22 protein-coding genes and 1 tRNA gene are annotated in these 24,109 nt (G+C 69.7%); 13 read left to right on the top strand and 10 right to left on the bottom strand.

The features are described 5' to 3' along the window. Positions 1-39: 39 nt before the first annotated feature. Positions 40-123 (top strand) — tRNA-Leu (locus tag BOSE125_RS13855). A 65-nt stretch (positions 124-188) separates the two neighbouring features. On the opposite strand, the gene BOSE125_RS13850 is transcribed toward BOSE125_RS13855, so the two are convergent. Together BOSE125_RS13850 and BOSE125_RS13845 are read right to left on the bottom strand one after the other, a co-directional pair. Beyond that, positions 189-1,394 (bottom strand): glycosyltransferase family 1 protein, encoded by a 1,206-nt coding sequence (locus tag BOSE125_RS13850; protein ID WP_159553427.1) that lies wholly within the window; start codon positions 1,392-1,394, stop codon positions 189-191. An 18-nt stretch (positions 1,395-1,412) separates the two neighbouring features. Continuing rightward, on the bottom strand, positions 1,413-2,729 hold the full coding sequence (locus BOSE125_RS13845; RefSeq protein ID WP_159553425.1) for an NAD-dependent epimerase/dehydratase family protein: 1,317 nt from the start codon (positions 2,727-2,729) through the stop codon (positions 1,413-1,415). Positions 2,730-3,112: 383 nt separating this feature from the next. On the opposite strand from BOSE125_RS13845, the gene BOSE125_RS13840 reads away from it, so the two are divergent. After that, positions 3,113-3,682: a YceI family protein gene (locus tag BOSE125_RS13840; RefSeq protein ID WP_159553423.1), complete on the top strand. Its 570-nt coding sequence runs from the start codon at positions 3,113-3,115 to the stop codon at positions 3,680-3,682. Between the two features lie 117 nt (positions 3,683-3,799). Here BOSE125_RS13840 and aqpZ read toward each other — a convergent pair whose 3' ends face one another. Continuing rightward, positions 3,800-4,585, bottom strand: coding sequence for an aquaporin Z (gene aqpZ / locus BOSE125_RS13835; RefSeq protein WP_159553421.1), 786 nt, complete (start codon positions 4,583-4,585; stop codon positions 3,800-3,802). Between the two features lie 165 nt (positions 4,586-4,750). On the opposite strand from aqpZ, the gene BOSE125_RS13830 reads away from it, so the two are divergent. Together BOSE125_RS13830 and BOSE125_RS13825 are read left to right on the top strand one after the other, a co-directional pair. Then, the gene (locus BOSE125_RS13830) at positions 4,751-5,473 is read left to right on the top strand and encodes a dienelactone hydrolase family protein (RefSeq protein ID WP_159553419.1); all 723 of its coding nucleotides are present in this window, start codon (positions 4,751-4,753) and stop codon (positions 5,471-5,473) included. A 6-nt stretch (positions 5,474-5,479) separates the two neighbouring features. Next, a complete protein-coding gene (locus BOSE125_RS13825) occupies positions 5,480-6,448 on the top strand; it encodes a hypothetical protein (protein ID WP_201301214.1) in 969 nt (322 codons plus the stop codon). Positions 6,449-6,519: 71 nt separating this feature from the next. On the opposite strand, the gene BOSE125_RS13820 is transcribed toward BOSE125_RS13825, so the two are convergent. Further along, a complete protein-coding gene (locus BOSE125_RS13820; RefSeq protein WP_159555207.1) occupies positions 6,520-7,830 on the bottom strand; it encodes a uracil-xanthine permease family protein in 1,311 nt (436 codons plus the stop codon). A gap of 207 nt (positions 7,831-8,037) precedes the next feature. Here BOSE125_RS13820 and BOSE125_RS13815 point away from each other — a divergent pair, with 207 nt between their 5' ends. The 4 genes from BOSE125_RS13815 to BOSE125_RS13800 all read left to right on the top strand — a co-directional run bounded on the left by BOSE125_RS13815 (position 8,038) and on the right by BOSE125_RS13800 (position 12,542). Beyond that, positions 8,038-8,988, top strand: coding sequence for a carbohydrate kinase (locus BOSE125_RS13815; protein WP_236558022.1), 951 nt, complete (start codon positions 8,038-8,040; stop codon positions 8,986-8,988). A 62-nt stretch (positions 8,989-9,050) separates the two neighbouring features. Next, positions 9,051-9,962, top strand: coding sequence for an HAD family hydrolase (locus tag BOSE125_RS13810; RefSeq protein ID WP_159553417.1), 912 nt, complete (start codon positions 9,051-9,053; stop codon positions 9,960-9,962). Positions 9,963-9,978: 16 nt separating this feature from the next. Beyond that, positions 9,979-10,890, top strand: coding sequence for a glycerophosphodiester phosphodiesterase (locus BOSE125_RS13805; protein ID WP_159553415.1), 912 nt, complete (start codon positions 9,979-9,981; stop codon positions 10,888-10,890). Positions 10,891-10,949: 59 nt separating this feature from the next. Continuing rightward, complete coding sequence (locus BOSE125_RS13800) at positions 10,950-12,542, top strand: aldehyde dehydrogenase family protein (protein WP_159553413.1); 1,593 nt, start codon at positions 10,950-10,952, stop codon at positions 12,540-12,542. 15 nt (positions 12,543-12,557) lie between these two features. On the opposite strand, the gene pgm is transcribed toward BOSE125_RS13800, so the two are convergent. From pgm to BOSE125_RS13785, 3 genes are all read right to left on the bottom strand, one after another. Then, entirely contained in the window at positions 12,558-14,312 is a 1,755-nt protein-coding gene (pgm, locus tag BOSE125_RS13795) for a phosphoglucomutase (alpha-D-glucose-1,6-bisphosphate-dependent) (RefSeq protein WP_159553411.1), read from the bottom strand. A gap of 108 nt (positions 14,313-14,420) precedes the next feature. After that, the gene (locus BOSE125_RS13790; RefSeq protein ID WP_159553409.1) at positions 14,421-14,816 is read right to left on the bottom strand and encodes a hypothetical protein; all 396 of its coding nucleotides are present in this window, start codon (positions 14,814-14,816) and stop codon (positions 14,421-14,423) included. A gap of 44 nt (positions 14,817-14,860) precedes the next feature. After that, a complete protein-coding gene (locus tag BOSE125_RS13785; protein ID WP_201301213.1) occupies positions 14,861-15,937 on the bottom strand; it encodes a M4 family metallopeptidase in 1,077 nt (358 codons plus the stop codon). 209 nt (positions 15,938-16,146) lie between these two features. Between BOSE125_RS13785 and BOSE125_RS13780 the strand changes: the two genes are divergently transcribed. Continuing rightward, positions 16,147-16,782, top strand: a complete 636-nt coding sequence (locus BOSE125_RS13780) for a DUF4190 domain-containing protein (RefSeq protein ID WP_159553407.1) — start codon at positions 16,147-16,149, stop codon at positions 16,780-16,782. Between the two features lie 6 nt (positions 16,783-16,788). On the opposite strand, the gene BOSE125_RS13775 is transcribed toward BOSE125_RS13780, so the two are convergent. Continuing rightward, the gene (locus tag BOSE125_RS13775) at positions 16,789-18,207 is read right to left on the bottom strand and encodes an amidase (protein ID WP_159553405.1); all 1,419 of its coding nucleotides are present in this window, start codon (positions 18,205-18,207) and stop codon (positions 16,789-16,791) included. 81 nt (positions 18,208-18,288) lie between these two features. Between BOSE125_RS13775 and BOSE125_RS13770 the strand changes: the two genes are divergently transcribed. Both BOSE125_RS13770 and pheA read left to right on the top strand, forming a co-directional pair. Then, a complete protein-coding gene (locus BOSE125_RS13770) occupies positions 18,289-18,615 on the top strand; it encodes a rhodanese-like domain-containing protein (RefSeq protein WP_159553403.1) in 327 nt (108 codons plus the stop codon). Between the two features lie 71 nt (positions 18,616-18,686). Then, positions 18,687-19,619 (top strand): prephenate dehydratase, encoded by a 933-nt coding sequence (pheA, locus tag BOSE125_RS13765; RefSeq protein ID WP_159555201.1) that lies wholly within the window; start codon positions 18,687-18,689, stop codon positions 19,617-19,619. Positions 19,620-19,622: 3 nt separating this feature from the next. On the opposite strand, the gene BOSE125_RS13760 is transcribed toward pheA, so the two are convergent. Beyond that, positions 19,623-20,855 carry a diacylglycerol kinase family protein gene (locus tag BOSE125_RS13760; RefSeq protein ID WP_159553401.1) on the bottom strand — a complete coding sequence of 411 codons (1,233 nt, stop codon included), beginning with the start codon at positions 20,853-20,855 and terminating at the stop codon, positions 19,623-19,625. A 136-nt stretch (positions 20,856-20,991) separates the two neighbouring features. Here BOSE125_RS13760 and serS point away from each other — a divergent pair, with 136 nt between their 5' ends. Both serS and BOSE125_RS13750 read left to right on the top strand, forming a co-directional pair. Next, entirely contained in the window at positions 20,992-22,296 is a 1,305-nt protein-coding gene (gene serS, locus BOSE125_RS13755) for a serine--tRNA ligase (protein ID WP_159553399.1), read from the top strand. A 229-nt stretch (positions 22,297-22,525) separates the two neighbouring features. Then, positions 22,526-23,353: an HAD family hydrolase gene (locus BOSE125_RS13750; RefSeq protein WP_236558190.1), complete on the top strand. Its 828-nt coding sequence runs from the start codon at positions 22,526-22,528 to the stop codon at positions 23,351-23,353. 3 nt (positions 23,354-23,356) lie between these two features. Here the strand turns inward: BOSE125_RS13750 and BOSE125_RS13745 are convergent, their stop codons facing one another. After that, positions 23,357-23,998 (bottom strand): hypothetical protein, encoded by a 642-nt coding sequence (locus tag BOSE125_RS13745; protein WP_159553395.1) that lies wholly within the window; start codon positions 23,996-23,998, stop codon positions 23,357-23,359. Between the last annotated feature and the right edge of the window lie 111 nt (positions 23,999-24,109).

The following is a 24,109-nucleotide window of genomic DNA, read 5'->3' as shown; positions in this document are numbered from 1 at the left end:
CATACAGGCCTTTCGACCGGGAAGACAGACCAAAACCTCGCGCGAGTGGCGGAATTGGCAGACGCGCTGGCTTCAGGTGCCAGTGTTCGAAAGGACGTGGGGGTTCAAGTCCCCCCTCGCGCACGCGAGTCAATACAGTGAAGGCCCCGGATCATGGATCCGGGGCCTTCACTGTTCCCCGGGGTTTCTCAGTCCAGCGCCCGCGGCATCGGCTTGGCGAAGCGGTCCAGGAAGGGGCCGTTGAGCTCCCGGTGGGTGCTGCTCCAGTGCGTTTCGATCGCCTGCTCGTAGAAGCCCACGAGGGCCTCGGTGGCGGCACGCCAGGAATGCCGCTCGGCTTCGGCGCGGGCCGCCTTACCCATCGAGGTCCGGAGCCCGCGGTTCCCGAGCAGGCGCGCCAGGCGGTCCACCCAGCCGTCCACATCGCCGGGGTCGACCAGGAAGCCGGTGCCGCCGTCGTCGATCACGAAGGGGATGCCGCCGGCACGGGCTCCGACCACGGGCACCGCGGAGGCCATGGACTCCAGGGCCACCAGGCCCAGGGTCTCCGTGGTGGACGGGAAGGCGAAGATGTCCGCGCTGGCATACGCGGCGGCGAGGTCCGCGCCGGACAGGTAGCCCGTGAACACGGTGTAGGCCGGGTCGAACATCTTCTTCAGCTCGTTCACGTGCGGCCCCGAGCCCACCATGGCCAGCCGGGCACCGGGGACCTGCTCGCGGACCCGGCGCATCGGTTCCACCAGCTGGTCGAGGTCCTTCTCCCGGCTCATGCGCCCCACGTAGACCACCAGGGGGGCCTCGGGGTGGCCTGCGGTCAGCTTCTCCCGCATCCGTTCCGTGGCCTTGGAGGGGTGGTAGCCGACCGTGTCCACGCCCTTCGGCCATAGGTCCACCCGCTGGATGCCGACTTCACGGGCCCGGTCCACCATGGGCCCGGAGGTGCACAGGTTCACCTCGGCCTTGTTGTGGAGGAGTTGGATCCAGGACTCGAGGGGGTGCCGGGCCCAGCCCACGCGCAGTGATTCCGTGTACTTGGGCACGTCAGTGTGGAAGCTCGCCAACTGGGGCAGGTCCCGCCGCCCGGCCGAGAGTACGCCGTAGGCGGCCAGCCAGATCGGGTTGACGGTGTGGACCACGTGCGGCCGGAAGGCCTCCACCCGCCGGGCGATGGCCGGCGTCGGGACTCCCACCTTCAACTCCGGGTACAGGTAGCGCAGCGAGAAGCTCCGCACCTTGACCACCTCATGCCCGGCGTACTCGGCCGGTGGCTCACCGGGCGCGAAGAGCAGGACCTCATGCCCCATCGCCTCCAGCTGTTCCAGGGTGCGCACCACGCGGGTCACCACGCCATCGATCTTCGGCAGGAAGACCTCGGTGAACATCGCGATGCGCATGTGCAGTGTCCGCTCCCGCTACTTCACCGGGGCATGATCCGGAACAGCGTTCGGCACAGCGCTGGGAACGGGATCCGAAGCCGGAACCGGGGGCGACGCCGGCCCGGCCGGGGCCGCGTCCGGGACGCCGGCCTGCTGGTCGGCGGTCCAGAGCGAGGTGGCGGGGATCTTGGACAGGTCCGCGCGGTCCCGGTACTTCTCGGCGATCTGCTCGACCTCGAGCAGCAGCCCCTCGGACAGGGTGGTCGGGTGGAGTCCGAGGTCCAGGAAGGTGTCGTTGACGACGTGCAGGTCGTTCTCGGCCGACTCCTTGCGCGGGTTCGGCACCATAGCCACCTCGGCGCCGGTGATCTTGCCGATCATCTCGGCCAGGTCCCGCACGCGGTGGGTCTCGGTCATCTGGTTGAAGATCTTGACGCGATCGCCCGCGGCCGGCGGGTTCTCCAGGGCGATCTGCACGCAGCGGACCATGTCCTGCAGGTGGATGAACGCGCGCGTCTGGCCGCCCGTGCCGTGCACTGTGAGCGGATGGCCCACGGCGGCCTGCATGAGGAAGCGGTTCAGCACGGTGCCGTAGTCGCCGTCATAGTCGAAGCGGTTGATCAGGCGCTCGTCGAGCTGGGTCTGGGCCGTGTGGGTGCCCCAGATGATGCCCTGGTGCAGGTCGGTGATCCGCACCGAGTCGTTCTTCACGTAGTAGGCGAAGAGGTGCTGGTCCAGGACCTTGGTCAGGTGGTAGATCGAGCCTGGATTGCTCGGATACAGGATCTGCTGTTCGATGCGCCGCGGTTCGGCCGGCGGGTCGGACGGGCCGTTCGCCTCGCCGTCCGCGGTGACCTCGATGTCCAGGTAGCCCTCGGGGATCTTCATGCCGGCGGTGCCGTAGCCGTAGACGCCCATGGTGCCGAGGTGGACCAGGTGGATGTCCACTCCGGACTCGACGATCGCGCTCAGCACATGGTGCGTGGCGTTCACATTGTTGTCCACGGTGTAGCGCTTGTTCTTCGAGGACTTCATGGAATAGGGCGCTGCCCGCTGCTCGGCGAAGTGAACCACGGCATCGGGGCGCTCGGTGCGGAAGAACTCCAGCAGTCCCTCGTAGTCCTGCGCCACGTCGATGAAGGCGAAGCCGATCTCCCGGCCGGAGACCTGCTTCCAGGCCGCTCGGCGTTCAGTGAGCGATCGGATCGGGGTCAGGGACTCGGCCTCTAGCTCCTCGTCGATCACGCGCCGGGAGAAGTTGTCCACGATGGTGACCTCATGGCCCTGGTCCGAGAGGTGCAGGGAAGCGGGCCAGCCGCAGAAGCCGTCGCCGCCGAGGATCGCAATCTTCACAAGTACTCCCAATGCAGGTTGTCGAGGGATTGAACACGGCGAGCCGCGGTCCGGATGCGCAGGCGGGCACCGGGGTTGGCTGCCGTGTTGGTCGAAGGGTCGTCTTGAGCCTATCCAAACGACCGGCCCTCGGGGGCCAGTTGGACGCGTGGATGTCAGGAGACTCGACGTCAGGTGGGGTGGGAGGCCCGGCGCCATGCGGGGCAGGATGGCCGCCGTCGGTCGCTGTCCGCGGGGGCGCCTCGATCCGTTCATCCGAAGTTCATGCCGGTGCGGGGAATAGTTCCGGGCCGGCCGTGGTTCTATTGAACGTTCAACCAATATTGGTGGAACGGACGGGCTGCGGTCCGGACGCCACCGCTTTCAACGCAAGGAGACCCCTCATGACCGCATTGACCCCCGGAACCTGGAACCTGGACGCCACCCACACCGATGTGGACTTCACGGTCCGCCACGCCGGCATCTCCAAGGTCCGCGGCACCTTCAACGCCGTTGAGGGATCGCTGGTCGTGGCCGATGACGCCACCGCCTCGAACGTGAACATCACCATCGACGCCAACTCGGTGGACACCGGCCAGCCGGACCGCGATGCCCACATCAAGGCCGCCGACTTCTTCGAGACCGAGGCCCACCCGAACATGACCTTCGTCTCCACCGAGGTCCGCGCCGCCGGCAATGATCCGCAGGAGTTCACCCTCGTGGGCAACCTGACCATCAAGGGCGTCACCAACCCGGTCGAGCTCAAGGCGGAGTTCGGCGGCCAGACCGTCGACGCCTTCGGCATGACCCGCGCCGGCTTCGAGGCCGCCGGTGAGATCTCCCGCAAGGACTTCGGCATCACCTGGAACGCCCCGCTGCAGGCCGCGGCCGGTGGCGTGCTCGTCTCGGACGCCGTCAAGATCCAGATCGACGCCTCCTTCGTCCTGCCGGCCGAAGAGGGCGCCCAGGCCTGAGCCTGAGCACACCCCCGCCTGCGACTGCAGGCCAGAGCGCCCCGTCGTCCCGGAGATCATCCGGGACAACGGGGCGCTTTTGACCTCTGGAGGCGATCTGGCGCGGCAGGCAACGGCTCAGGCGGTGGCGTCGTTGGCTTCCCGCCCGGCGATGTCAGCGTTGACGTCTCCGCGGTCGGGGAACAGCAGGTGGTAGGTCAGCCCGGCGATGGCAGCGCCCACGAGCGGGGCCAGGATGAACAGCCATACCTGACCCAGTGCCTCACCGCCGGCGAACCAGGCCACGCCGAGGGAGCGGGCCGGGTTCACGGAGGTGTTGGACACCGGGATGGAGATCAGGTGGATCAGGGTCAGGGACAGGCCGATCGCCAGCGGACCGAAGCCGGCCGGGGCACGGCGGTCCGTGACACCGAGGATGACGTAGAGGAACACGGCGGTCAGGACGACCTCGATCAGCAGCACGGACAGCATCGTGTAGCCGTCCGGTGAACGCTCCCCGTAGCCGTTGGTGGCGAATCCGGACTCCTGGGCGTCGAATCCGGCCTTCCCGGAGGCGATCGCCAGCAGGACGCCGCCGGCCACCGTGGCGCCGAGGACCTGGATCAGCATGTAGGGGCCGACGTCGGACCACTTGGTGCGGCCCGCCAGGGCGGTGCCCAGCGTGACGGCGGGGTTGAAGTGGCCGCCGGAGACGTGTCCCACTGCGTAGGCCATGACCACCACGGTCAGGCCGAAGGCGAGGGCGACGCCGAGGAAGCCGACGCCCATGTTCACGCCGGCGGCATCGTCCATGACCTGGGCGGCGAAGACGGCGGTACCGCAACCGCCGAAGACGAGGACGAAGGTGCCGAGGAACTCGGCCGCCAAGCGGGCTGGGGTACTGGGAGCAGATGAAGCAGGCATGGTGCGATCCTCCAGTGCTGTCATGGCAGACCGGCACCGGCCCTCCGGGTAAGGGCTAGACGGGCGGCTGCTGGAAGCCCCAGTATCTCTACTTGTCGGGTCTGAAGGCACGCCTAGACTGACCGTGACCGATACCAGCTTCATCCGCGGATCCAAGGAGGACCAATGGCCGGAAAGACCCCGCACCAGAACACCACCTTCACCCTGCCGGAGAAGGAGGGTACCGAGGGCGGCGACCATCGAGGCCACGGCTACCTGGCCACCCCCGAATCCGGGTCCGGCCCCGGCGTCATCGTCATCCAGGAATGGTGGGGCCTCACGGACCACATGCGGGACGTCTGCGATCGGCTGGCTGCGGAGGGCTTCACCGCCCTGGCCCCGGACCTGTTCGGCGGTTGGGTCGCCCATGATGGCGAGGAGGCCGGCGAGATGATGCAGAACCTCCCCGCGGAGGAGGGGGCCCGCCAGCTGGCCGGGGCCGTCGGCTACCTGCTGTCCCTGGACTCGGTCACCTCGAAGACCGTCGGCACTGTCGGGTTCTGCATGGGTGGCGGGTTCGTACTCGCACTGGCCGCTGACCAGGGTGCCAAGGTCTCTGCAGCGGTGCCCTTCTATGGAGTCGGCCAGGCCGTCCCGCAGGCCTACGCCGGTGTGAGGGCTGCTGTTCAAGGCCACTACGCCGAACAGGACTCCATGTTCCCGCCCGAGGACGCACGCGCCCAGGAGCAGCAGATCCGGGACGAGTCCGGTGCCGAGGTCGAGTACTTCTTCTACGACGCCCCGCACGCCTTCCACAATGACGAGAACCCCCAGGGCAACTACCGCCCGGAGGAGGCTGAGCTCGCTTGGTCCCGCACCGTGCGGTTCCTGAAGGACAAGGTCGAGTAACCGCCGGTGCCTCCGTCCTCGCCCCCGTCCGGGCGGTCTTCAGCAGACGAGATCGTCCCGGAGACGCTGTTCCTCTCCACCATCCCCGGCGCCTCGCCGTCCAAGTGGGTGGACCGCTTCACCTCCCGTGAGCGCCGGGTCCAGTTGGTGAAGCACGACGTCGGCGGGCAGGTCGCGTTCCTGGCCCCCGGCCCGGACGGCTCCGCCCCCCGCGGGCTCCCGCAGCTGGGCTACCTGCGCTGGCGGCTCGATTCCACCCCCGAGGCGCTCCTCGCCTCCGGCGGCGTGGATCCCGCCGACGTGCACGTGGTCCGGTTCTACGAGGAGGACCCGGTGGTCTGCGTGGGGCAGGATCACCTGCTGGCGGCGTGGGATGCCGCAGCAGACGGCCCCGTCCCGTGTTCCGAGCTGGATCCGGACGAGCGGATGGACCCGGCGAGGTTCGCCCCCGAGCCGCCGATCGACGGGCTGGACGCCCCGGAGATCCCGGGTGCGGGCGAGCGGATGGCCGTGGAGATCGTGGCCACGGGCGCGGGCCACGTGGTCCTGCCCGCCTCGGTGGCCCGCATGTTCGGCCGCAAGGACGTGGTGGTGCTGCCGCTGGAACGTCGCGGTGACGCCGCGGAGGCATCCGGCGGCCACCCCGGATGGGGCGTGGGCCTGGCCTGGTTAAGGGCCGTGGACTCCCAACTCGTGCAGGACTTCGTCGGCGCGGCGAAGGGCCGCCGCCCCGGCTCGTCCCGGAATGACCACCTCCAGGCCTCCACCGCGGCGCCTCAAGGCGGCGCCTCGTCCGCCGGTGCGTCCCGCAGCGGCAAGGCCACTACTGCGGGCCGTGACGGCACGGCCACGAAGGGCACCAAGCGTGCCTCCGGGGCTGGCTCCAAGAATTCCAAGCGCGGGTCGAAGGGCGCGGCCAGCGGATCGAAGGGGTCCCAGGGGTCGAAGGGCGGCAGGGGCGGCAAGCGCCGCTGAACAGGACCTGACCTGCGGAGGGGGAGGATCGGCGTCGTGCATGTTCGCCGTTGCGGCCGTGGCCGTTCGCGTCAGCCCAGGCGGCCGGGCTCGGAGGACTCGTAGGGATTCTCGTCCGGATCAGCGGACACGGGTTCGGTGCCGCGCCAGCGGGCGAGGGCGGTCATGAGGTGGAAGACCACGAGCACGGTCGCGGTGCCGAGGGCGATGCCGCCGAACTGCATGCCGGCGATGTCCAGGGTCGGATCGGCGATCGCGACGATGAGGCCTGCGCCGGCGGACATCAGGTTGATCGTGTTCGAGAAGTCCACCCGGTTCTGCACCCAGATGCGCACCCCCATCACGCCGATCATGCCGTAGAGGATGATGCCCGCCCCTCCGGCGACGCCCGCGGGGATGGTGTTGATCAGGGCGCCGAACTGGGGGAAGAACGCGAGGGCGAGGGCCACGATCCCGGCCACCCAGTAGGCGGCGGTGGAGTAGACGCGGGAGGAGGCCATGACGCCGATGTTCTCCGCGTAGGTGGTGGTGCCCACGCCGCCGCCGAGGCCGGAGAGGGTGGTCGCCAGGCCGTCGGCCATCAGGGCCCGCCCGTTGGAGGAGTCCAGGTTGCGGTTCGTCATGAGCCCGACCGTCTTCACGTGGCCGATGTTCTCGGCCACGAGCACCAGCACCACGGGCAGGAAGAGGAACAGCACGTCCCAGTGGAACTCCGGTGCGTGGAAGGGCGGCAGGCCGACCACGGCTGCCTCACCGATGGGGCTGAAGTCGATCTGGCCCTGGGCCAGGGCCACGAGGTAGCCGACGACGATGCCGAGCAGGATGGACAGCCGGCCCAGCAGGCCCTTGAACAGCACGGCGCACACCACGATGGCCAGGGCGGTGGAGAAGGTGGTCAGGGGCACCGTGACCATGGCCTCCGTGGTGGAACCGGCGAGGTTCAGGCCGATCAGGGCCACGATCGTTCCCATGACGACCGGGGGCATGAGCGCGTGGATCCACCCGGTTCCGGCCCGCTGCACGATTAGGCCGACGAGGAACAGGGCGACTCCGGAGACGAGGACGCCGCCGAGGGCCCCGCCGATGCCGTGTTGGCTCATCGCCGCGCTGATGGGCGCGATGAACGCGAACGAACTGCCGAGGTAGGAGGGGACCCTGCCGGCGGTGATGATCAGGAACAGCAGAGTGCCCACGCCTGAGAAGAACAGGGATGCGGTCACGGGGAAGCCGGTGATGGTGGGCACGAGTACGGTGGCGCCGAACATGGCCATCACGTGCTGGATGCCGACGCCGATGGTCTGTGGCCACGCGAGCCGCTCGTCCGGGGCGACGACCTCGCCCGGGGTGATGCGCCGGCCGTCGCCATGCAGATGCCAGCCCATGCCGAGCCGGCGGGCCAGGGACCGCTGCTCCCTGGTGGCGGACGCGGTGGTGGCTCCCGCGACGGGTCCGTCGGTGGGCTCTGTGGGGTCCTTCGAGGTCACGGGCATCTTTCCGGTCGGTTCGGGGGTGCGGGGATTGCCCTGCGGATGTCCGGAGGACCGGTCTAAAACCGAGAAGGCAACTGAGCGGTAGGGTACCGTTGATCTGTGACTGATTACGTGGGTGTGATCGGCGAGGCGCTCGTCGACGTCGTCCTTTCCGATACCGCGACGCCGCGGGTCCACGTCGGCGGCAGTCCCCTCAATGTGGCCGTTGGCCTGGCCAGGCTCGGGGAGAACGTGTTCTTCGCCGGCCGCTACGGCCACGACGACTACGGCACCATGGTCCGCGAGCACCTCGACCGCAACGGCGTGACAACGGTGCTGGACCCGGACGGCCTGCCGACCTCCGTGGCCACCGCCCGCCTGGACCCCACGGGCGTGGCCCACTACGAGTTCGACCTGGACTGGTCGCTGCCCGATCCTCAGGAGACCGCCCGGCTGGTGCGCGCCGTATTGGGCCGGGACGGCCGGGCACGGACCCTCAAACACCTGCACACGGGATCCATCGCCACGATGCTCGAGCCGGGCGCCTCCACCGTCATGGAGTTGCTGACCACGCTCGAGCCGGACGTCACCCTGAGCTACGACCCGAACTGCCGGCCGTCGATCGTCCCCGACCGGACCACCGCCCGCCGCCGAGCTGAGGAGTCGGTGGCGTTCGCGGACATCGTGCACGCCTCGGACGAGGATCTGGCCTGGCTGTACCCGGACCGTGCGCTCGAGGACGTGATCGTCGAGTGGCAGCGGATCGAGCCGGCCATGGTGGTGGTGACCCGCGGGGAGACCTCGATCCTGTGCGCCACCGCCGCCGGTGTGATCGAACACCCCGTGACGCCCGTGGAGGTTGCGGACACGGTGGGTGCGGGCGACTCCTTCACCGCCGCCCTGCTGGTCGCCCTGAAGGACCGCGGGCTCCTGGGTGCCGAGAACCGGAAGGAGCTGCGGAACATCAGCCCGGAGGACACCGCGGCAGTACTCGCCTACGCCGCGCGGGCCGCAGCCATCACCTCGTCCCGGCTGGGGGCCGATCCGCCCAGGCGTGACGAGCTCGGCTGAGGCGCCCCGCCGGTTCGCCTCGCGCCGTCACCCCCGCGGGCCCGCGGCCTAGAATGGGGGCCATGTCCCGTCCAGACCCGACCTACGAACCGGCGCCGCCGGCTCCGGCCGGTCCGGCCCTCCGCCGACCCCGGATGATCGCCAGCGACCTGGACGGCACCATCATCGGTTACGACCACACCCGCACCGGGCTGATCTCGCCGCGGACTGTGGACGCCTTCCAGGCCGCGCATGACGCCGGCATCCAGGTGGTGTTCGTGACCGGCCGGCCCATCCGCTGGCTGACGCCGCTGACCGAGGCGCTGGGTCATGCCGGGCCCATCATCTGCTCGAACGGGGCCGTCATCTATGACCTCGTGCGGGAGACCGTGCTCGACTCCAAGCCCATGGACTTCCAGACCGTCCTGCAGGCGCGAGAGATGATCGCCACTCTGGACCCGTCGGCGTCGTTCGGGATGGAGACCCTGGAGGGCTTCCACCTCGACGCCGCCTTCGTCGACCGCCGGGACGCGGAGGCCACCGGGGACCTGGTCTCTGGCGAACTGGCCGCCGGCGTCCACGTGGCACCGCGTCTGGATGAGGTCCTGCCCGAGGATCCCGCCGTGGTGAAATTCCTGGTCAAGACCCGCTCCCACGAGCCCGATGCCTTTCTGGCCGAGGTCCGGGATCTGCTGGGTGACCTGCTTGCCGTGACGCATTCCGCACCCGGGATGACCCTGCTGGAGTTGTCCCGGCCGGAGGTCAACAAGGCCACGACCCTGGCCGGCTTCGCCGCCGAGCATGGCATCTCCGCCAGCGAGGTGGTGGCGTTCGGGGACATGCCTAACGACCTGGAGATGATCCACTGGGCCGGCACCGGGTACGCCGTGGCCTCGGGGCACCCTGCCCTGCTCGCCGCTGCGGACGCGACCACCGGAGCCTGCGATGACGATGGGGTGGCCCAGGCCATCGAACATCTGCTCACCCTCGACTGACGGTTAGGGTGGACGCGTGAAACGCCCCCTCCTGCCTCCCTACCTGACGGACTCCCTCCCCGCCCGCCGAGGCTGGCCGCTGGCCTTCGCCCACCGCGGGGCGGACACCACCCGGGAGAACACGCTGACCGCATTCCACAGCGCCGTGGACCGTGGCTACGGTTACCTCGAGTTGGACGTACGCACCTCGAAGGACGGGGTGCTCATGGTCTTCCACGACGAGGTCCTGGACCGCGTCACCACCGGCTCGGGGAGGATCTCCGACCACACCTGGGAGGAGCTCAGCACGCTCCGGGTACTGGATCCGGCCACCGGGCAGGGGTCCGACCGCGGGCCGGTGCGGGAGCGGGTGGCCTCCGGTGGCGGTGAGGCGCTGGACCCCGAGGTGGGGTTCGCCGGGAGCGACCTGCTCGAGGGTGAGCACCTGCTGCGCTTTGAGGACCTGCTGACCGAGTGGCCTGACGTGCACCTCAACGTGGACCTCAAGGACGATGCCGCGGGTGAGGCCATGGTGCCCCTGCTGGCCCGCCATGATGCCTGGGACCGGGTGCTGATCGCCTCCTTCCATGATTCCCGACGCCGGCGCTTCACTCGGACGGCCGGCCGCCGGATCGCGATGTCCGGCGGCGGATGGGCCATCGCCGCCCTCGTGCTGGCGGCTCCCTTGGGACTGACCCGATTCGTGGCGCGCCGGCTGGTCCACGTCGACTGCGTCCAGGTCCCCGTGAAGCAGGGCCCCGTTCCCGTGGTGACCCGTACCTTCGTGTCCCGGTGCCAGGCCGCCGGCCTGCAGGTCCACGTGTGGGTGGTGGACGAGCCCGCGGAGATGGAGCACCTGCTGGCCCTCGGCGTGGACGGGCTGATGACGGACGACGCCGAGGCCCTGGCCTCCGTGATGGAGGCACGCGGGTACTGGCCGCAGCGCTGAACCCCCGCTGTGACCAGAGCGGCTGCGCGGTATCGGGCCCTTGCCATTACCGTGGGGTCATGCCTCAGATTCCGGACTTCATCGCGGACCAGACCCTGAACCCCGGCCAGCACCGCGAGGGACCGGGGCAGGATGACACCGCCCTCGACCCGGCGTCGATGCTGCACGTCCCGGCCGGACCGGACGTGGCGAGCGGGAACGAGGAGCCGGGGGTCGCCGTCGCGAGGATGCGCCAGGCCGCCGCGCTGAGGTTGGCGCACCCGCGGCGCTTCCGTGCCGGTCAGCTCAAGGGCATCCGGCGGATGCTGGAGGAACAGGCTGACGCGATCTGCGCGGCCTTGGCGGCCGACCTCGGCAAACCCACCGTCGAGGCGATGCTGACCGAGGTCCAGCCCACCCGATCCGAGGTGGACCACGCCCTGCTGTACCTGACCGACTGGATGGAACCGGAATCGGTGAAGGTGCCGCTGGCCTTCCGCCCCGCCAGCGCCAAGGTCGAGGCCCGGCCTCTGGGGACCGTGCTGATCATCGGCCCGTGGAACTACCCGGTCCAGACCCTGCTCGGCCCGCTGGTGGCGGCCGTGGCGGCTGGCAACGCCGTGGTGCTCAAGCCCAGCGAGAAGGCCCCCGCCACGTCCGAACTCATCGGCCGGCTCATCCCGCAGTACCTGGACCCGCGTGCGGTCGCCGTGGTGCAGGGCGGGGCCGAGGCCGTGCAGGCCCTGCTGGCGGAGAAGTTCGACCACATCTTCTACACCGGAGGGGAGCGCGTGGGGCGGATCGTCTACGAGGCCGCCGCGAAGCAGCTCACGCCGGTGACCCTCGAGCTGGGCGGCAAGTCCCCGTGCGTGGTGGCGGACGGACGCAACTGGCCCGCGATCGCCCGCCGGATCGCCTTCGGCAAGTTCACCAACGCGGGGCAGACCTGCGTGGCCCCGGACTACGTGCTGGCCGTGGGCGAGGAGTCCCAGCGGCAGCTCGAGAAGCACCTGCCGAAGGCCATCGAGGAGTTCTACGGCAAGGACGCGCAGAAATCGCCGGATTACGGCCGTATGGTCAGCGCCGAGCACCTGGAACGGACGGTGGCGTTGCTGGAAGACTCCCTGTCGGGTGCCAGTGCCAGTGCGGGTGCTGAAGGCGGTGCCGGCGCTCGGGCCGGAGGCGAGGGCCGCCCACCCGCGCGGCTCGTGCATGGCGGCCGGGCCGACGTCGCCGACCGGTTCCTGGAGCCGACCGTGGTGGCGGACGTGTCACCGGACAGCGCCCTGATGGCGGAGGAGATCTTCGGGCCCGTGTTGCCGATTGTGCGCGTCGACACCTTCGAGGAGGCCGTGGAGTTCATCACAGCCCGGCCGCACCCCCTGGCCGCCTACCTGTTCACGGACAAGCACCGCTACCACCGGGCCTTCGAGGAGCGCGTCACGGCCGGCGGCATTGCCTTCGACGTGGCTCTGCTGCAGGTGGGCCTGCCCACGCTGCCCTTCGGTGGGGTGGGTGCATCCGGCCTGGGTGCCTATCACGGACGGGCCGGATTCGAGACGTTCTCCCAGCTGCGCCCGGCCCTGACGAAGACCGATCAGGTGGACACCCTGAGGATGGTCTACCCGCCTTACACCTGGACCAAGCGCCAGGCCCTCAAGCGCCTGCTGTAGGCGGCGTGCCTACGGTCAGGCGATGACGGCGTCCACGATCGCCTTGGCCTCCGCCTGCACCCGCGCCAGGTGCTCGGCGGAGACGAACGACTCGGCATAGATCTTGTACACGTCCTCGGTGCCGGAGGGCCGGGCCGCGAACCAGGCGTTCTCGGTGGTGACCTTGAGGCCGCCGATGGCCGCGCCGTTGCCGGGGGCCTCAGTCATCTTGGCGGTGATCGGTTCGCCGGCCAGGGTGTCCGCGGTGACGTCGGACGGGGACATCTTCTTCAGCTTCGCCTTCTGCTCGGCGGTGGCCGGCGCATCGATGCGGGCGTACACGGGATCGCCGTACTGCTCCACCAGCTCCGCGTAGTACGCCGAGGGCGACTTGCCCGTCACCGCACGGATCTCAGCGGCGAGCAGGCACAGCAGCAATCCGTCCTTGTCCGTGGACCAGGCGCCGCCGTCGAAGCGCACGAAGGAGGCGCCGGCGGACTCCTCGCCGCCGAACACCCCGGTGCCGTCCAACAGTCCGGGCACGAACCACTTGAAGCCGACCGGCACCTCCACGAGCGGTCGTCCGAGTCCCGCGGCCACCCGGTCGATCATCGAGGAGGAGACCAAGGTCTTCCCGACGCCGGCGCCGGCCGGCCAGCCGTGCCGGTGCCGGTAGAGGTAGTCAATGGCGACGGACAGGAAGTGGTTCGGATTCATCAGCCCGCCGTCCGGAGTGACGATCCCATGGCGGTCGGCGTCGGCGTCGTTGCCCGTGGCGATGTCGAACGGGGCAGCGCCGGCCGACTCGTTCTCACCGGTCCCCTCGGCCCGCATCCGCTCGATCAGCGAGGCCATCGCGTTGGGGGAGGAGCAGTCCATGCGGATCTTCCCGTCCCAGTCCAGGGTCATGAACCCCCACTGCGGGTCGACCTCCGGGTTCACCACGGTCAGGTCCAGGCCGTGCCGGGCTCCGATCTCTCCCCAGTACCCCACGGAAGCGCCGCCCATGGGGTCCGCTCCGATGCGTACCCTGGCCTGGCGGATGGCATCCAGGTCGATGACCTTGGGCAGGTCGGAGACGTAGCGATCCAGGAAGTCGTAGGTCCCGAGGGCCTCGTGCCGCCGGGCCTCGGCCAGCGGGATGCGCTGGACGTCCGTGAGGCCGCCGGCGAGCAGGGCGTTGGCGCGGTCAGCGATCCAGTTTGTGGCGTCCGTGTCCGCGGGGCCGCCGTGCGGAGGGTTGTACTTGATGCCGCCGTCGGTGGGCGGGTTGTGGGACGGAGTGATGACGATGCCGTCGGCCTGCCCCGTCTGTCCGGCCTCAGAGGGCCCGTCGCCGGCTGGCACCTCCGCGTTCAGCGCCAGGATGGCGTGGGAGACGGCGGGGGTGGGGGTGAACCCGTCCCGGGAGTCGATCAGGGTGTGCACGCCGTTGCCCATGAGCACCTCGAGCGCGGTGTCCTGTGCGGGGCCCGAGAGGGCGTGGGTGTCCCGACCCATCAGGAGGGGGCCAGTCACGCCCTGGGCGGCACGGTACTCGATGATCGCCTGGGTGATGGCGGCGATGTGATCTTCGTTGAAGGAGGCCTTGAGCGAGGAGCCACGGTGGCCTGAGGTCCCGAAGGAGACCTGCTGGGCCGGGTTGGCGGGATCGGGATGCTGCTCGGAGTAGGCGGCGAGCAACGCCGGCACGTCCACCAGGTCCTGCGCGAGGGCGCGTGTCCCGGCTCGTTCGGCGGCGGGCCTCACCTGGGTGGCGGCGGCATCGGGTGAGGCGTTCTCAGAGCTCATGTCACCACTGTGGCACGCCCGGCCCGGGGCGGGTAGAGAAGTGCCTACCGTGACACCACTCGGTTCTTCTCAGCATTCCTGTCCAAGCCGGACTCCTGGGGCGCCGGACTACTCTGGCGCGGTCACCACGGAGATGAGGGCATCCACCTCGGGATCACGACGCCGGCCCTCCTCGTCGCACTGCAAAGAGCCTTCCCCACAGGTCACGGCCCAGACGAAGCCGTCCCGCACCCGGCCCGGACCGTCTGTGCCCGGCCTCTGTGTGCTGCACTCTGCTGTGGTCAGGTCCGCGATCCGGTGCGCCGCACGCGCGGCCGGGCCGCCGTCGTCGGGAACCGGGGCGGACCACCGGCGCACCATCCCGGCGATCCCGCCGGAGCGCTCCACCGTGACCTCGAACAGTGCGGTGTCCGAACCTTGCTGAGGTGCTCCAGGTGCTCCAGGTGCTCCAGGTTCTCCGGGAGGGCCCAGTGGCCCCGCGGGGCGATCAGCAGTGCCATCCATGGTGCAAGCCTACGCAGGGGGTGTTCGGTGCCGGTTGTTCCGAGTCAGGATCGGGCGGCCAGAACCCCGACCTGCTCCCAGGCGTCCCGGATCGTCGTGGCCACGGCCTCGTCGAATCGTTCTTGGGCCGCCAGCTCGGTGGCCTCCGCGAAACCGGCGAAGTCGGCATCACGCGGCAGTGACTCGCCCGTGATGACGTCGAACCAGGCCTGCCCTGCCCGCTCCCAGGCGTGCCCGCCGAGGGCCATCGCCGCGAGGTGGAAGGCCTTGTTGGGGATGCCGGAGTTCAGGTGCACCCCGCCGTAGTCCGCCTGGGTCTCCACGTAGTCGTCCATGTGTGCCGGCTGCGGATCCCGCCCCATCCGCGGGTCGTCATAGGCGGTCCCCGGCGCGGCCATGGACCGCAGCCCGTCAGCCTGGACGCCCTCGCCGAAGATCTCCGAACCGATCAGCCAACTGGCCTGCTCGGCCGTCTGGCCCTGCGCGTACTGGTCCACCAGGGCGCCGAGCACGTCGGAGAAGGACTCGTTCAGGGCACCGGACTGGCCTTCGTAGAGCAGGTCCGTGGAATACTGCATCAGCCCGTGCGCGAGCTCGTGGGCGATCACGGACACCGAGGGCGTGAACCCCGTGAAGATTTCACCGTCGCCGTCCCCGAACACCATCTGGGTTCCGTCCCAGAACGCGTTGTCATAGCGCTGGCCGTAGTGGACGGTCGCGAGCAGTCCCAGTCCGGTCCCGTCCAGGGAGGACCGCCGATAGACCTCCTCGAGGAACGCGTGCACGGAGCCGATCCCGTCATAGGCCTCGTTGACGGACACGTCCTCCACCGGTGGCTGTCCCTCCTCCCGCACGGTCCTGCCGGGGAGCTCCTCGGTGTTCTCCGCATCGGAGATCGTGCGATCCAGGGTGCCCGCCGGGGCCACCAGGGCGCGCTCCGGCAGTGCCCCATGGTGGCGCCGCTCGCGGACCTGTTCATCCAGTTCCAGGGTTCTCGCGACGGCGGCCGGCGGCTGGTGCCGGGACAAGTGCTCCAGCAGATACGGGGGCACGGCGCAGTGGCGTCGATACCCTCGCGCAGCGTCGATATCGCGAGGCGTGGTCGCCGTGAACATCGTCATCAGATTCCTCCCGTTGCCGCCAGTGTCGGACGGTCCGGCCCCTGCGGTCTCGATCATCCTGCATGCGACCGGGGACACGATAGGGATCGGCCTCGGCCGGGACGGTGCCGGATCTGTTCCGTAGACTGGGGCTCAACATTCCGCCTGCCGGCGACTGGCTCGTCCAGTTTCCGGTCCGGCCCGCAGCAGCCGAAGAGTCAAGGGGAGCCATGTCCGATCGGGAACCACGCCAGCACGGTGGCCAGTCGTCCGAGTCGTCGGGCGGCGACCGGCCGTTCAACGACCCGCATCACCCCTCCTGGTACTCGGACCCCTCCGCGCCGGCCGCGCCCGCCGCTCCGCAACAGTCGCCCGGACAGCAGGCCGCCGCACGCAATCCCTATGCCGATCAGCCCCTGGCCGGTCCCTACGGCAACGGCCAGGGCCAGTACCCGATCCACGGTGAATATCCCGTCATTGCCAATCAGCCAGGCCAGGGCACTCCGCCTGGGCCGAACGGGTCCTACGGCCAGGCCGCTGCCGGCAATCCCTACGGCCCACGCCCGGGCCAGACCGGACCGTGGGACGCGTCCGGTCGCCAGGCGGGCAGCCCGTTCCCCACGGCCGACCATCCGGCTCAGCCCAGCGGCCTGGCTGTGGCATCCATGGTGCTGGGAATCGTCGGCGTGGTGACCGGCGGGTTCCTCTTCGTGCCCCAGATCCTGGCGGTCATCCTCGGTCACATCAGCCTGAACCGGGACCGTCAGGGCCGGGGTTTCGCGATCGCCGGACTCGTCATGGGCTACCTGATGACCGGGCTCACGCTCCTCGGCGTCCTCGGATTCATGGCGTTGCTCTTCGTCTAACCGGGACTAACCGGCCAGCAACTGCTCTATCCGGGCGGCGAGGGCCAACAGGGTGCCCTCCGTCCCGGGCCGGCCGATGGCCTGGACGGACCAACTGAACCCGTCCGCGTCCCGGAGTACGGGGACGGAGACGGCCGGCAGCCCCATGACGTTGACCATGGACGTGTACGGAGTGAACCGGCACTGCAGCTCGTAGTCCTCGGCCGGGGGCAGGGCGGTGAACGTGCCGACGGCCGGCGGGGCGAAGGCCAGGACCGGCGTCAGCACCACATCGTGCGCAGACAGCTGGCGGCGGGCATCGGCCGCCCACTCGGTCAGGCGTCCCACCGAGGTGGCGAGGTGGTCCTCGGAGTAGCCGCGGGCCAACTCCAGGAAGTAGGCGGACAGGGGCCCGAGGAGTGGCTCGGCGCCATCCGGCAGGGGCACTCTGGTCAGGGCCGAGGTCCAGACGGTGCGGAAGTCCCGGTGGTATCCGGGCGCGTAGGAGAGATCGGCCTCCACCACCTCGTGCCCGTCCCGGCCCAGCGCCGCGGCGGCGGCGGTGAGGGCGTCCACGGCCGGCCGGGCCAGCGTGATGTCCAGGTCCGGGGAGAACGGGGAGGCGGTGGAGTACCCGACGCGCAGTTGTCCCGGAGCGGCTTCGAGGGCCCGCGGCAGGCTCCGACCCTCCCCGCCGGGGCCACCCAGCATGGCGTCGTACAACAGGGCGGCGTCCGCGGCGTTGCGCGCGATGGGCCCCGAAACAGAGAGATTGCGCACCGAGTCGTCCTGCTGATCGGTGGGAACGGTCCCCCGTCCGGGTTTCAGGCCCACCAGCCCGCAGGCCGCCGCCGGGATGCGGACGGACCCGCCGCCGTCGTTGCCGGGGGCGAAAGGCAGCATGCCAGCCGCCACCGCCGCGGCACCGCCGCCCGTGGAGCCGCCCGGGGTGCGCTCGGGGTCGAGCGGGTTGCGGGCGGGGGCGGAGATGAGGTTCTCCGAGTGGCAGGGCAGGCCGAACTCCGGAACGGTGGTCTTCCCGGTGGAGAGGGCGCCGGCGGCGTGCAGGGCGGCCGCCAGCGGATCGTCCTCCGTGGTCGCGGGGGCCTGCGCCATCACGCGGGAGCCGAACGTGGTGCGCATCCCGGCCACGTCCACCAGGTCCTTGAACGCCAACGGCATCCCGTGCAGGGAACCGGTGGCACCGTCGTCGGCGAAGCGCCGGTCCAACTCCTCGGCCCGCTGGAGGGCTGCTTCCGGGGCAAGGGTGATGAATGCCCCCAGCTCGGGGTTGCGCCGCTCGGCCACGGCCAGGAAATGCCGCGTGACGTCCACGGCGGAGACCTGTCCCGCGGCGAGGGCGTCGCGGAGTTGCAGGGCGGTGAGGCCATCCAGGCCGGGGCCGGTCGGGTCGGCCACGCCGGCAGGGGTATCCCGTTGATTCATCCCCCCACTGTAACGAGCGTCCACCGGGGAAGCCGGGACGCATGGTTCCAGCCGTCCGCCTTGCTCTATAGGCTGGGAACCATGAGCATGTTCGAAACCGTCCCTGTCGGCGATGTCCCGGAGAACGCCACCATCCTCGATGTCCGGGAGGATGGCGAATGGGTCCTGGGCCGCGCTGCCGGCGCCCTGCACATCCCCCTCGGCGAGCTGCCCGAGCGGCTCGATGAGCTGGATCCGGACACCGACTACTACGTGATCTGCCGGACCGGCGGCCGCTCCATGCGCGCGGCCGGATTCATGGTGGACCGCGGTTACTCCGCCATCAACATCGCCGGCGGATCCGGTGCCTGGCTCGAGTCCGAACGGCCCATGGAGGCGGACGGCGGCGCCGAACCGACCGTCAAGTGAGCGCTGCCGTTGCGCCTTCCGGCACTGCGCACGACGCCGGCCCGGCCACCTCGGGCGCGACGGGCGGCGTGATGGGTGCCGGGCGCGCCCGGTACGTCTTCCTCGGCCCTGAGGGAACGTTCACCGAGGCCGCCCTGCGCCAGGTCCCGGGCACGGAGCAGGCCCAGTGCGACCCCGTCGGCTCGGTGATCACGGCGCTCGCCGAGGTTCGCAACGGCACCGCCGACTATGCCGTGGTGCCGATCGAGAACTCCGTGGAGGGCGGCGTCACCGCCACCCTGGATGACATCGCGGCGGACGACAACCTGCAGATCCGGCGCGAGATCCTCGTGCCGATCAGCTTCGTGCTGGTCGGCCGGCGTCAGCTGGAGTTGAACGAGATCCGGACGGTCTCCACCCACACCCACGGTTGGGCGCAGGTGCGCAACTGGGCCGCGGCCCATATCCCCCAGGCGGAGTTCGTCCCCGGCAACTCGACCGCCGGCGCGGCCCGGGGCCTGCTCGATGACTCCACGACCTACGATGCCGCCGTCTGCGCGCCGCTGGTGGCGGAGCAGACCGGCCTGCCCGTGCTGGCCTCGGCCATCGAGGACACCGCCGGCGCCGTGACCCGGTTCGTCCTCGTCTCCCGCCCGGGCACCGTGCCGGCGCCGACGGGCTCGGACAAGACGACCGTCGTCGTGCCCCTGCCGGAGGACCACCCGGGTGCGCTGATGGACATCCTGGACCAGTTCTCGACGCGCGGGATCAACCTCTCGCGGATCGAGTCCCGTCCCACCGGGGCTGGGTTGGGCAGCTACTTCTTCTCGATCGACTTCGAGGGCCACGTGGCCGAGGAGCGGGTGAAGGCCGCGCTCGCCGCCCTGTACCGGATGATCCCGGGCATCCGGTTCCTCGGGTCCTACCCCCGTGCTGACAAGCTGAAGTACTCGATCCCGGCGCACACCCGGGATGCGGCCTACCGGGCCGGGCAGGAGTGGGTCGCGGCGATCATGGAGCGGTAGGGCTCAGTCCTCTGCCGGTGGAACAGCCTCCGGCTGCATGAGCGGGGCGGCGGCCGAGTCCGGCACGTCCGTGGCCGGCATCTGCACCCGGAGGGAATCCGGCTTGACCCGCGCGTCGATGACCTTGACCTCCATGATCGCGTCACCGTCGAGCTGGGCGGTCATCGGCTCGTGCAGCACCACGCGGCACCGGGTGGCCTGGTGGGTCTCCATCACGGGGATCTCGGTGGTGGACTTGGTCAGCGTCTTGGCGGCGATGCGGACCCAGTCGCCCACATGGCGCGGGGAGAGCATGACCACGTCCAGCAGGCCGTCGTCGAACCGGGCGTCCGGGATGAAGTCCATGCCCGCGGTGAGCTCGCCGCAGTTGGCGACCATCACGGACCGGACCTTGCGCCGCTGGGGGGCGCCGCCGTCGAGCGAGACGGAGATCTCCTTGCGCTTGCCGGCCAGGTGGCGCATACCCGCCTCGCCGTAGGCCAGCCAGCCGGCCTTGGCCTTGAGGTCGTCACGCGTGTCGCCCATGACCTCCGCGTCGATGCCCGCGCCGGCGATCACCAGGAAGGTGTTCTTCTTGACCTCGCCGTCGGTGCCCTCAAGCTTGATGCTGACGGAGTCGATCTCGCGCGTGGACCCGTGGATGGCCGTGTTGATGCAGGCCTGGTGGTCGTCCAGTGGCAGCTTGAGGTTCCGCGCCAGCAGGTTGCCGGTTCCCATCGGCACCAGCGCCAGCGCGACGTCGGTCCCGGCCAGTTCCTCTGCCACGAACCGCACCGTCCCATCGCCACCGGCGGCGATCACGACGTCGGCGCCGTCCCGGATGGCATCCCGCGCCATCTGCTGGCCCGGGTCCTCCACGGTGGTCTCGTAGACCTTCAGCTCGGGCAGTCCGGCCTCGGCGACGGCGGCGGTGGCCTTCGTACGGATGCTGTCAGCACCGTTCTTGGAGGGATTGAGCACCAGGGCGACGCGCTGGGGATGGTCCATGGCTCGGGCCACCAGTGGTGCGTCAGCGATCTCGCTGACCTGCCCGTCGAGGACCTGGACCCTGCCGTTCAGGTCGTCCATCCGACCTGGAAGGGTCTGGACGTTGCCGTGCAGCGAGGTGACCTGGCCGTCGAGGCGGTCCATGCGACTGCGCAGGCGCCGATGTCCAGTCCAGAGCCCCGTGACGAAGGCCAGCGCGGCCACCACGAGGGCAAGGGCGATGATGACCAGGACCAGTTCAACGGGCATGTGCAGCAGTCTACGGGGGCGTGCCCCGGCTCCCGCGCCGGCGTGGGTGGTCGGATGATGTCGCGCTTGGCTGCGCAACCGCGACATCAAGTGACGACTCGCGGTGGTGGCGGGTGGGCCGACTAGGCTTGACCCCGTGATCGACGTCAAGCACCTCATCGAAAACCCGGACCTCTATGTGGCCTCCCAGCGCGCCCGCGGCGCCGACGAGTCACTCGTCGAACAGATCGTGTCCGCCGACGCGGAGCGCCGTTCGTCGATCACGGCTTTCGAGGAGCTCCGCGCCGAGCAGAAGGTCTTCGGCGAGCGGGTCGCCGCCGCCAAGGGTGAGGAGAAGCAGCAGCTGCTGGCCGAGGTCAAGGAGCTCTCCGCCAACGTCAAGGCAGCCGAGGCTGCCTCTGATGAGGCGAAGAGCAGGCTTGACGGCCTGCAGCGCCGGTTCCCGAACCTCATCGAGGATGGCGTGCCCGCCGGCGGTGAGGACGACTTCAACACCATCAAGACCGTGGGCACCATCCGGGACTTCTCCGCCGACGGCTTCACCGCGCGGGACCACCTGGAGATCGGCGAGCTGATCGGCGCGATCGACATGGAGCGCGGCGCCAAGGTCTCCGGCTCCCGGTTCTACTTCCTCAAGGGAGTGGGTGCCCGCCTGGAGCTGGCGCTGATGCAGATGGGGTTGGACCTGGCCCTGAAGAACGGCTTCATCCCCATGATGACCCCCACCCTGGTGCGTCCCGAGACCATGCAGGGCACGGGCTTCGACGTGGAGCACGACGACGAGATCTACAAGCTCGAGCGGGACGACCTGTACCTGGTCGGCACCTCCGAGGTGGCGCTGGCCGGCTATCACGCGGACGAGATCCTCGAGCTGGGGGAAGAGCCGATCCGCTACGCCGGTTGGTCCACCTGTTACCGCCGCGAGGCCGGTTCGGCAGGCAAGGACACCCGCGGCATCATCCGTGTGCACCAGTTCAACAAGCTGGAGATGTTCATCTACACCTCGTCGGAGAACGCCGCCGAGGAACACGCCCGGCTGCTGGACTGGGAGGAGCAGATGCTCGCCATGGTCGAGCTGCCCTACCGCGTGATCGACACGGCCGCCGGCGATCTCGGCATGAGTGCCGCCCGCAAGTTCGACTGCGAGGCCTGGGTCCCCACCCAGGAGACCTACCGGGAGCTGACCTCCACCTCGAACTGCTCCACGTTCCAGGCCCGCCGCCTGAACATCCGTGAGCGCGTGGCCGCCGAGGGAGGCGGCAAGATCGGCTCCAAGGGCGGCACGCGCATGGTCGCCACCCTCAACGGCACCTTGGCCACCACCCGGTGGCTCGTGGCCATCCTGGAGAACCACCAGAACCCGGACGGCTCCGTCAATGTTCCGGCGGCCCTGCAGCCCTACCTGGGTGGCCTCGAGGTCCTGCCGGTCCTCTCGAAGTAGGCCTCCGGGGGCGGAGGTCCACTCTGAGCCCAAGATGTCCACAGTGGGGACAACCTGTGAGTGTTTACCGTCCCGTCATCCGCCGGCAGGGAACGGACTACTGCGTGTCCGCGCGGTCTGCTTGACTAGAGGCATGCTCAATTCAAGGAACGCTGGCACCGAAGACCGGCACGAAGAACGGAACCCGATCACCGGTTCCCTCCAGACCACCTACCGTCCCACCTCGGACATGACCTCGTCAGGGCATCAACCGAATGGAAATGGCACCCGCAAGATGGTGTGCCTGGACGTGGACGGCACGCTCGTGGACCATGACGGCCATATGGACGACGAGGTGCGGGATGCCGCACGTGCCGTCGTCGAGGCCGGCCACCACGTGCTCATCGCCACCGGTCGCTCGCTTGCGGCAACCCTGCCCATCATCCAGACCATCGGCCTGGAACAGGGGCACAGCGTCTGCAGCAACGGCGGCGTCACCCTGAGGCTGTCCACCGCTCTCGAGGAGGGCTTCGAGGTCATCGACCGCCGGACCTTCGACCCGGCACCGGCCCTCCGGTCCCTGCGCCACCGCCTGCCGAGTGCAAAGTACGCCATTGAGGATGACCGTGGACGCTTCCTGTCCACGGAACGCTTCCAGGACATGAGCTTCGGCGTGCAGGCCGAGGGCGTGACCTTCGAGGAGTTGATGGAGGCCACCGCGGTGCGCCTCGTCGTGTTCTCCACGGATTCCTCGGCCGAGGAGTTCGGCGAGGCGGTCGAGTCGATCGGCCTGCAGGGTGTCACGTACTCCGTGGGCTGGTCCGCATGGCTGGACATCGCCGCTGCCGGCGTCACCAAGGCGTCTGGACTGGAGGCGCTGCGCGACCATCTGGGCGTGCACATCGACGACACGGTGGCCGTCGGTGACGGCCGCAATGACATCGAGATGCTGGCGTGGGCCGGCCGCGGCGTGGCCATGGGACAGGCGCCGCCGGAGGTCGTCAAGGTCGCCGATGAGGTCACCGGAAACGTCAACGAGAACGGTGCCGCCGCCGTCCTGCGCTCGCTGCTGGACTGATCCTCAGCGGGGGAGTCCGACCGCATCCACGAGGGACAGCAGTCGTTCGGCCGCGGGGCGGCAGGCATGTTCCTCGTTCCAGAAGGAGCGCTGCACCGCCTTGGAGACGGCCTGCACCGTGATCCCGAGCTCGGCGGCCACGGGCTTCTGCTGCCCCCTGACCCCCGGGACCAGCAGGTCGAGTACCGCCCACTCCGCGTCCGTACGGGTCAGCACCAACTGTCCGATGAGCCGCAGCACGGCCTGCGTCTCCTCGGCCACGTCCGCATCGGGCCCGTCCACGGCCACCGGAACGCGGACCCCGGTCCTGGCAGCCTCCTCCACCGCCCGCCGCGCATAGACCAGGCCCGGCCCGCCGACGTCGTGGATCACCTGGGTGTCCGGCAGGGAACCGCCGCGCTCCGGGTCGGCCGGTCCCACCGAACCGACGCCGATGCCCACGTTCCAGCGCCGCTGGCGAAGGGCCCGCATCGCCGCATCGACGGCGGACCGGGCGTCCGGCACGATGCCGATGGCCTCGTCGCCGAAGGAGCGCTGGAAGGGCACCACCGTGCCCACGGGCCGCAGCGATCGCAACAGGTCGCCGACCATGTCCCCGACCTCCCGCGAATCACGCTGGTTGATCGTCAGGACGTAGTGAGACATGGCCCCGATTCTGCCAGCAACCTGCGCCGCGGCCGGCAACGCCACATCCGTCTTGACCACCTCGAGCCTGTTAACCACGCCGAGGGCCACTCCCACCGATGGGAATGGCCC

This window comes from Citricoccus sp. K5 (genome assembly GCF_902506195.1).
GTDB lineage: Bacteria > Actinomycetota > Actinomycetes > Actinomycetales > Micrococcaceae > Citricoccus.
The sequence above is the reverse complement of the archived record's forward strand: the minus strand, read 5'-3'. Positions and strand labels throughout refer to the sequence as shown.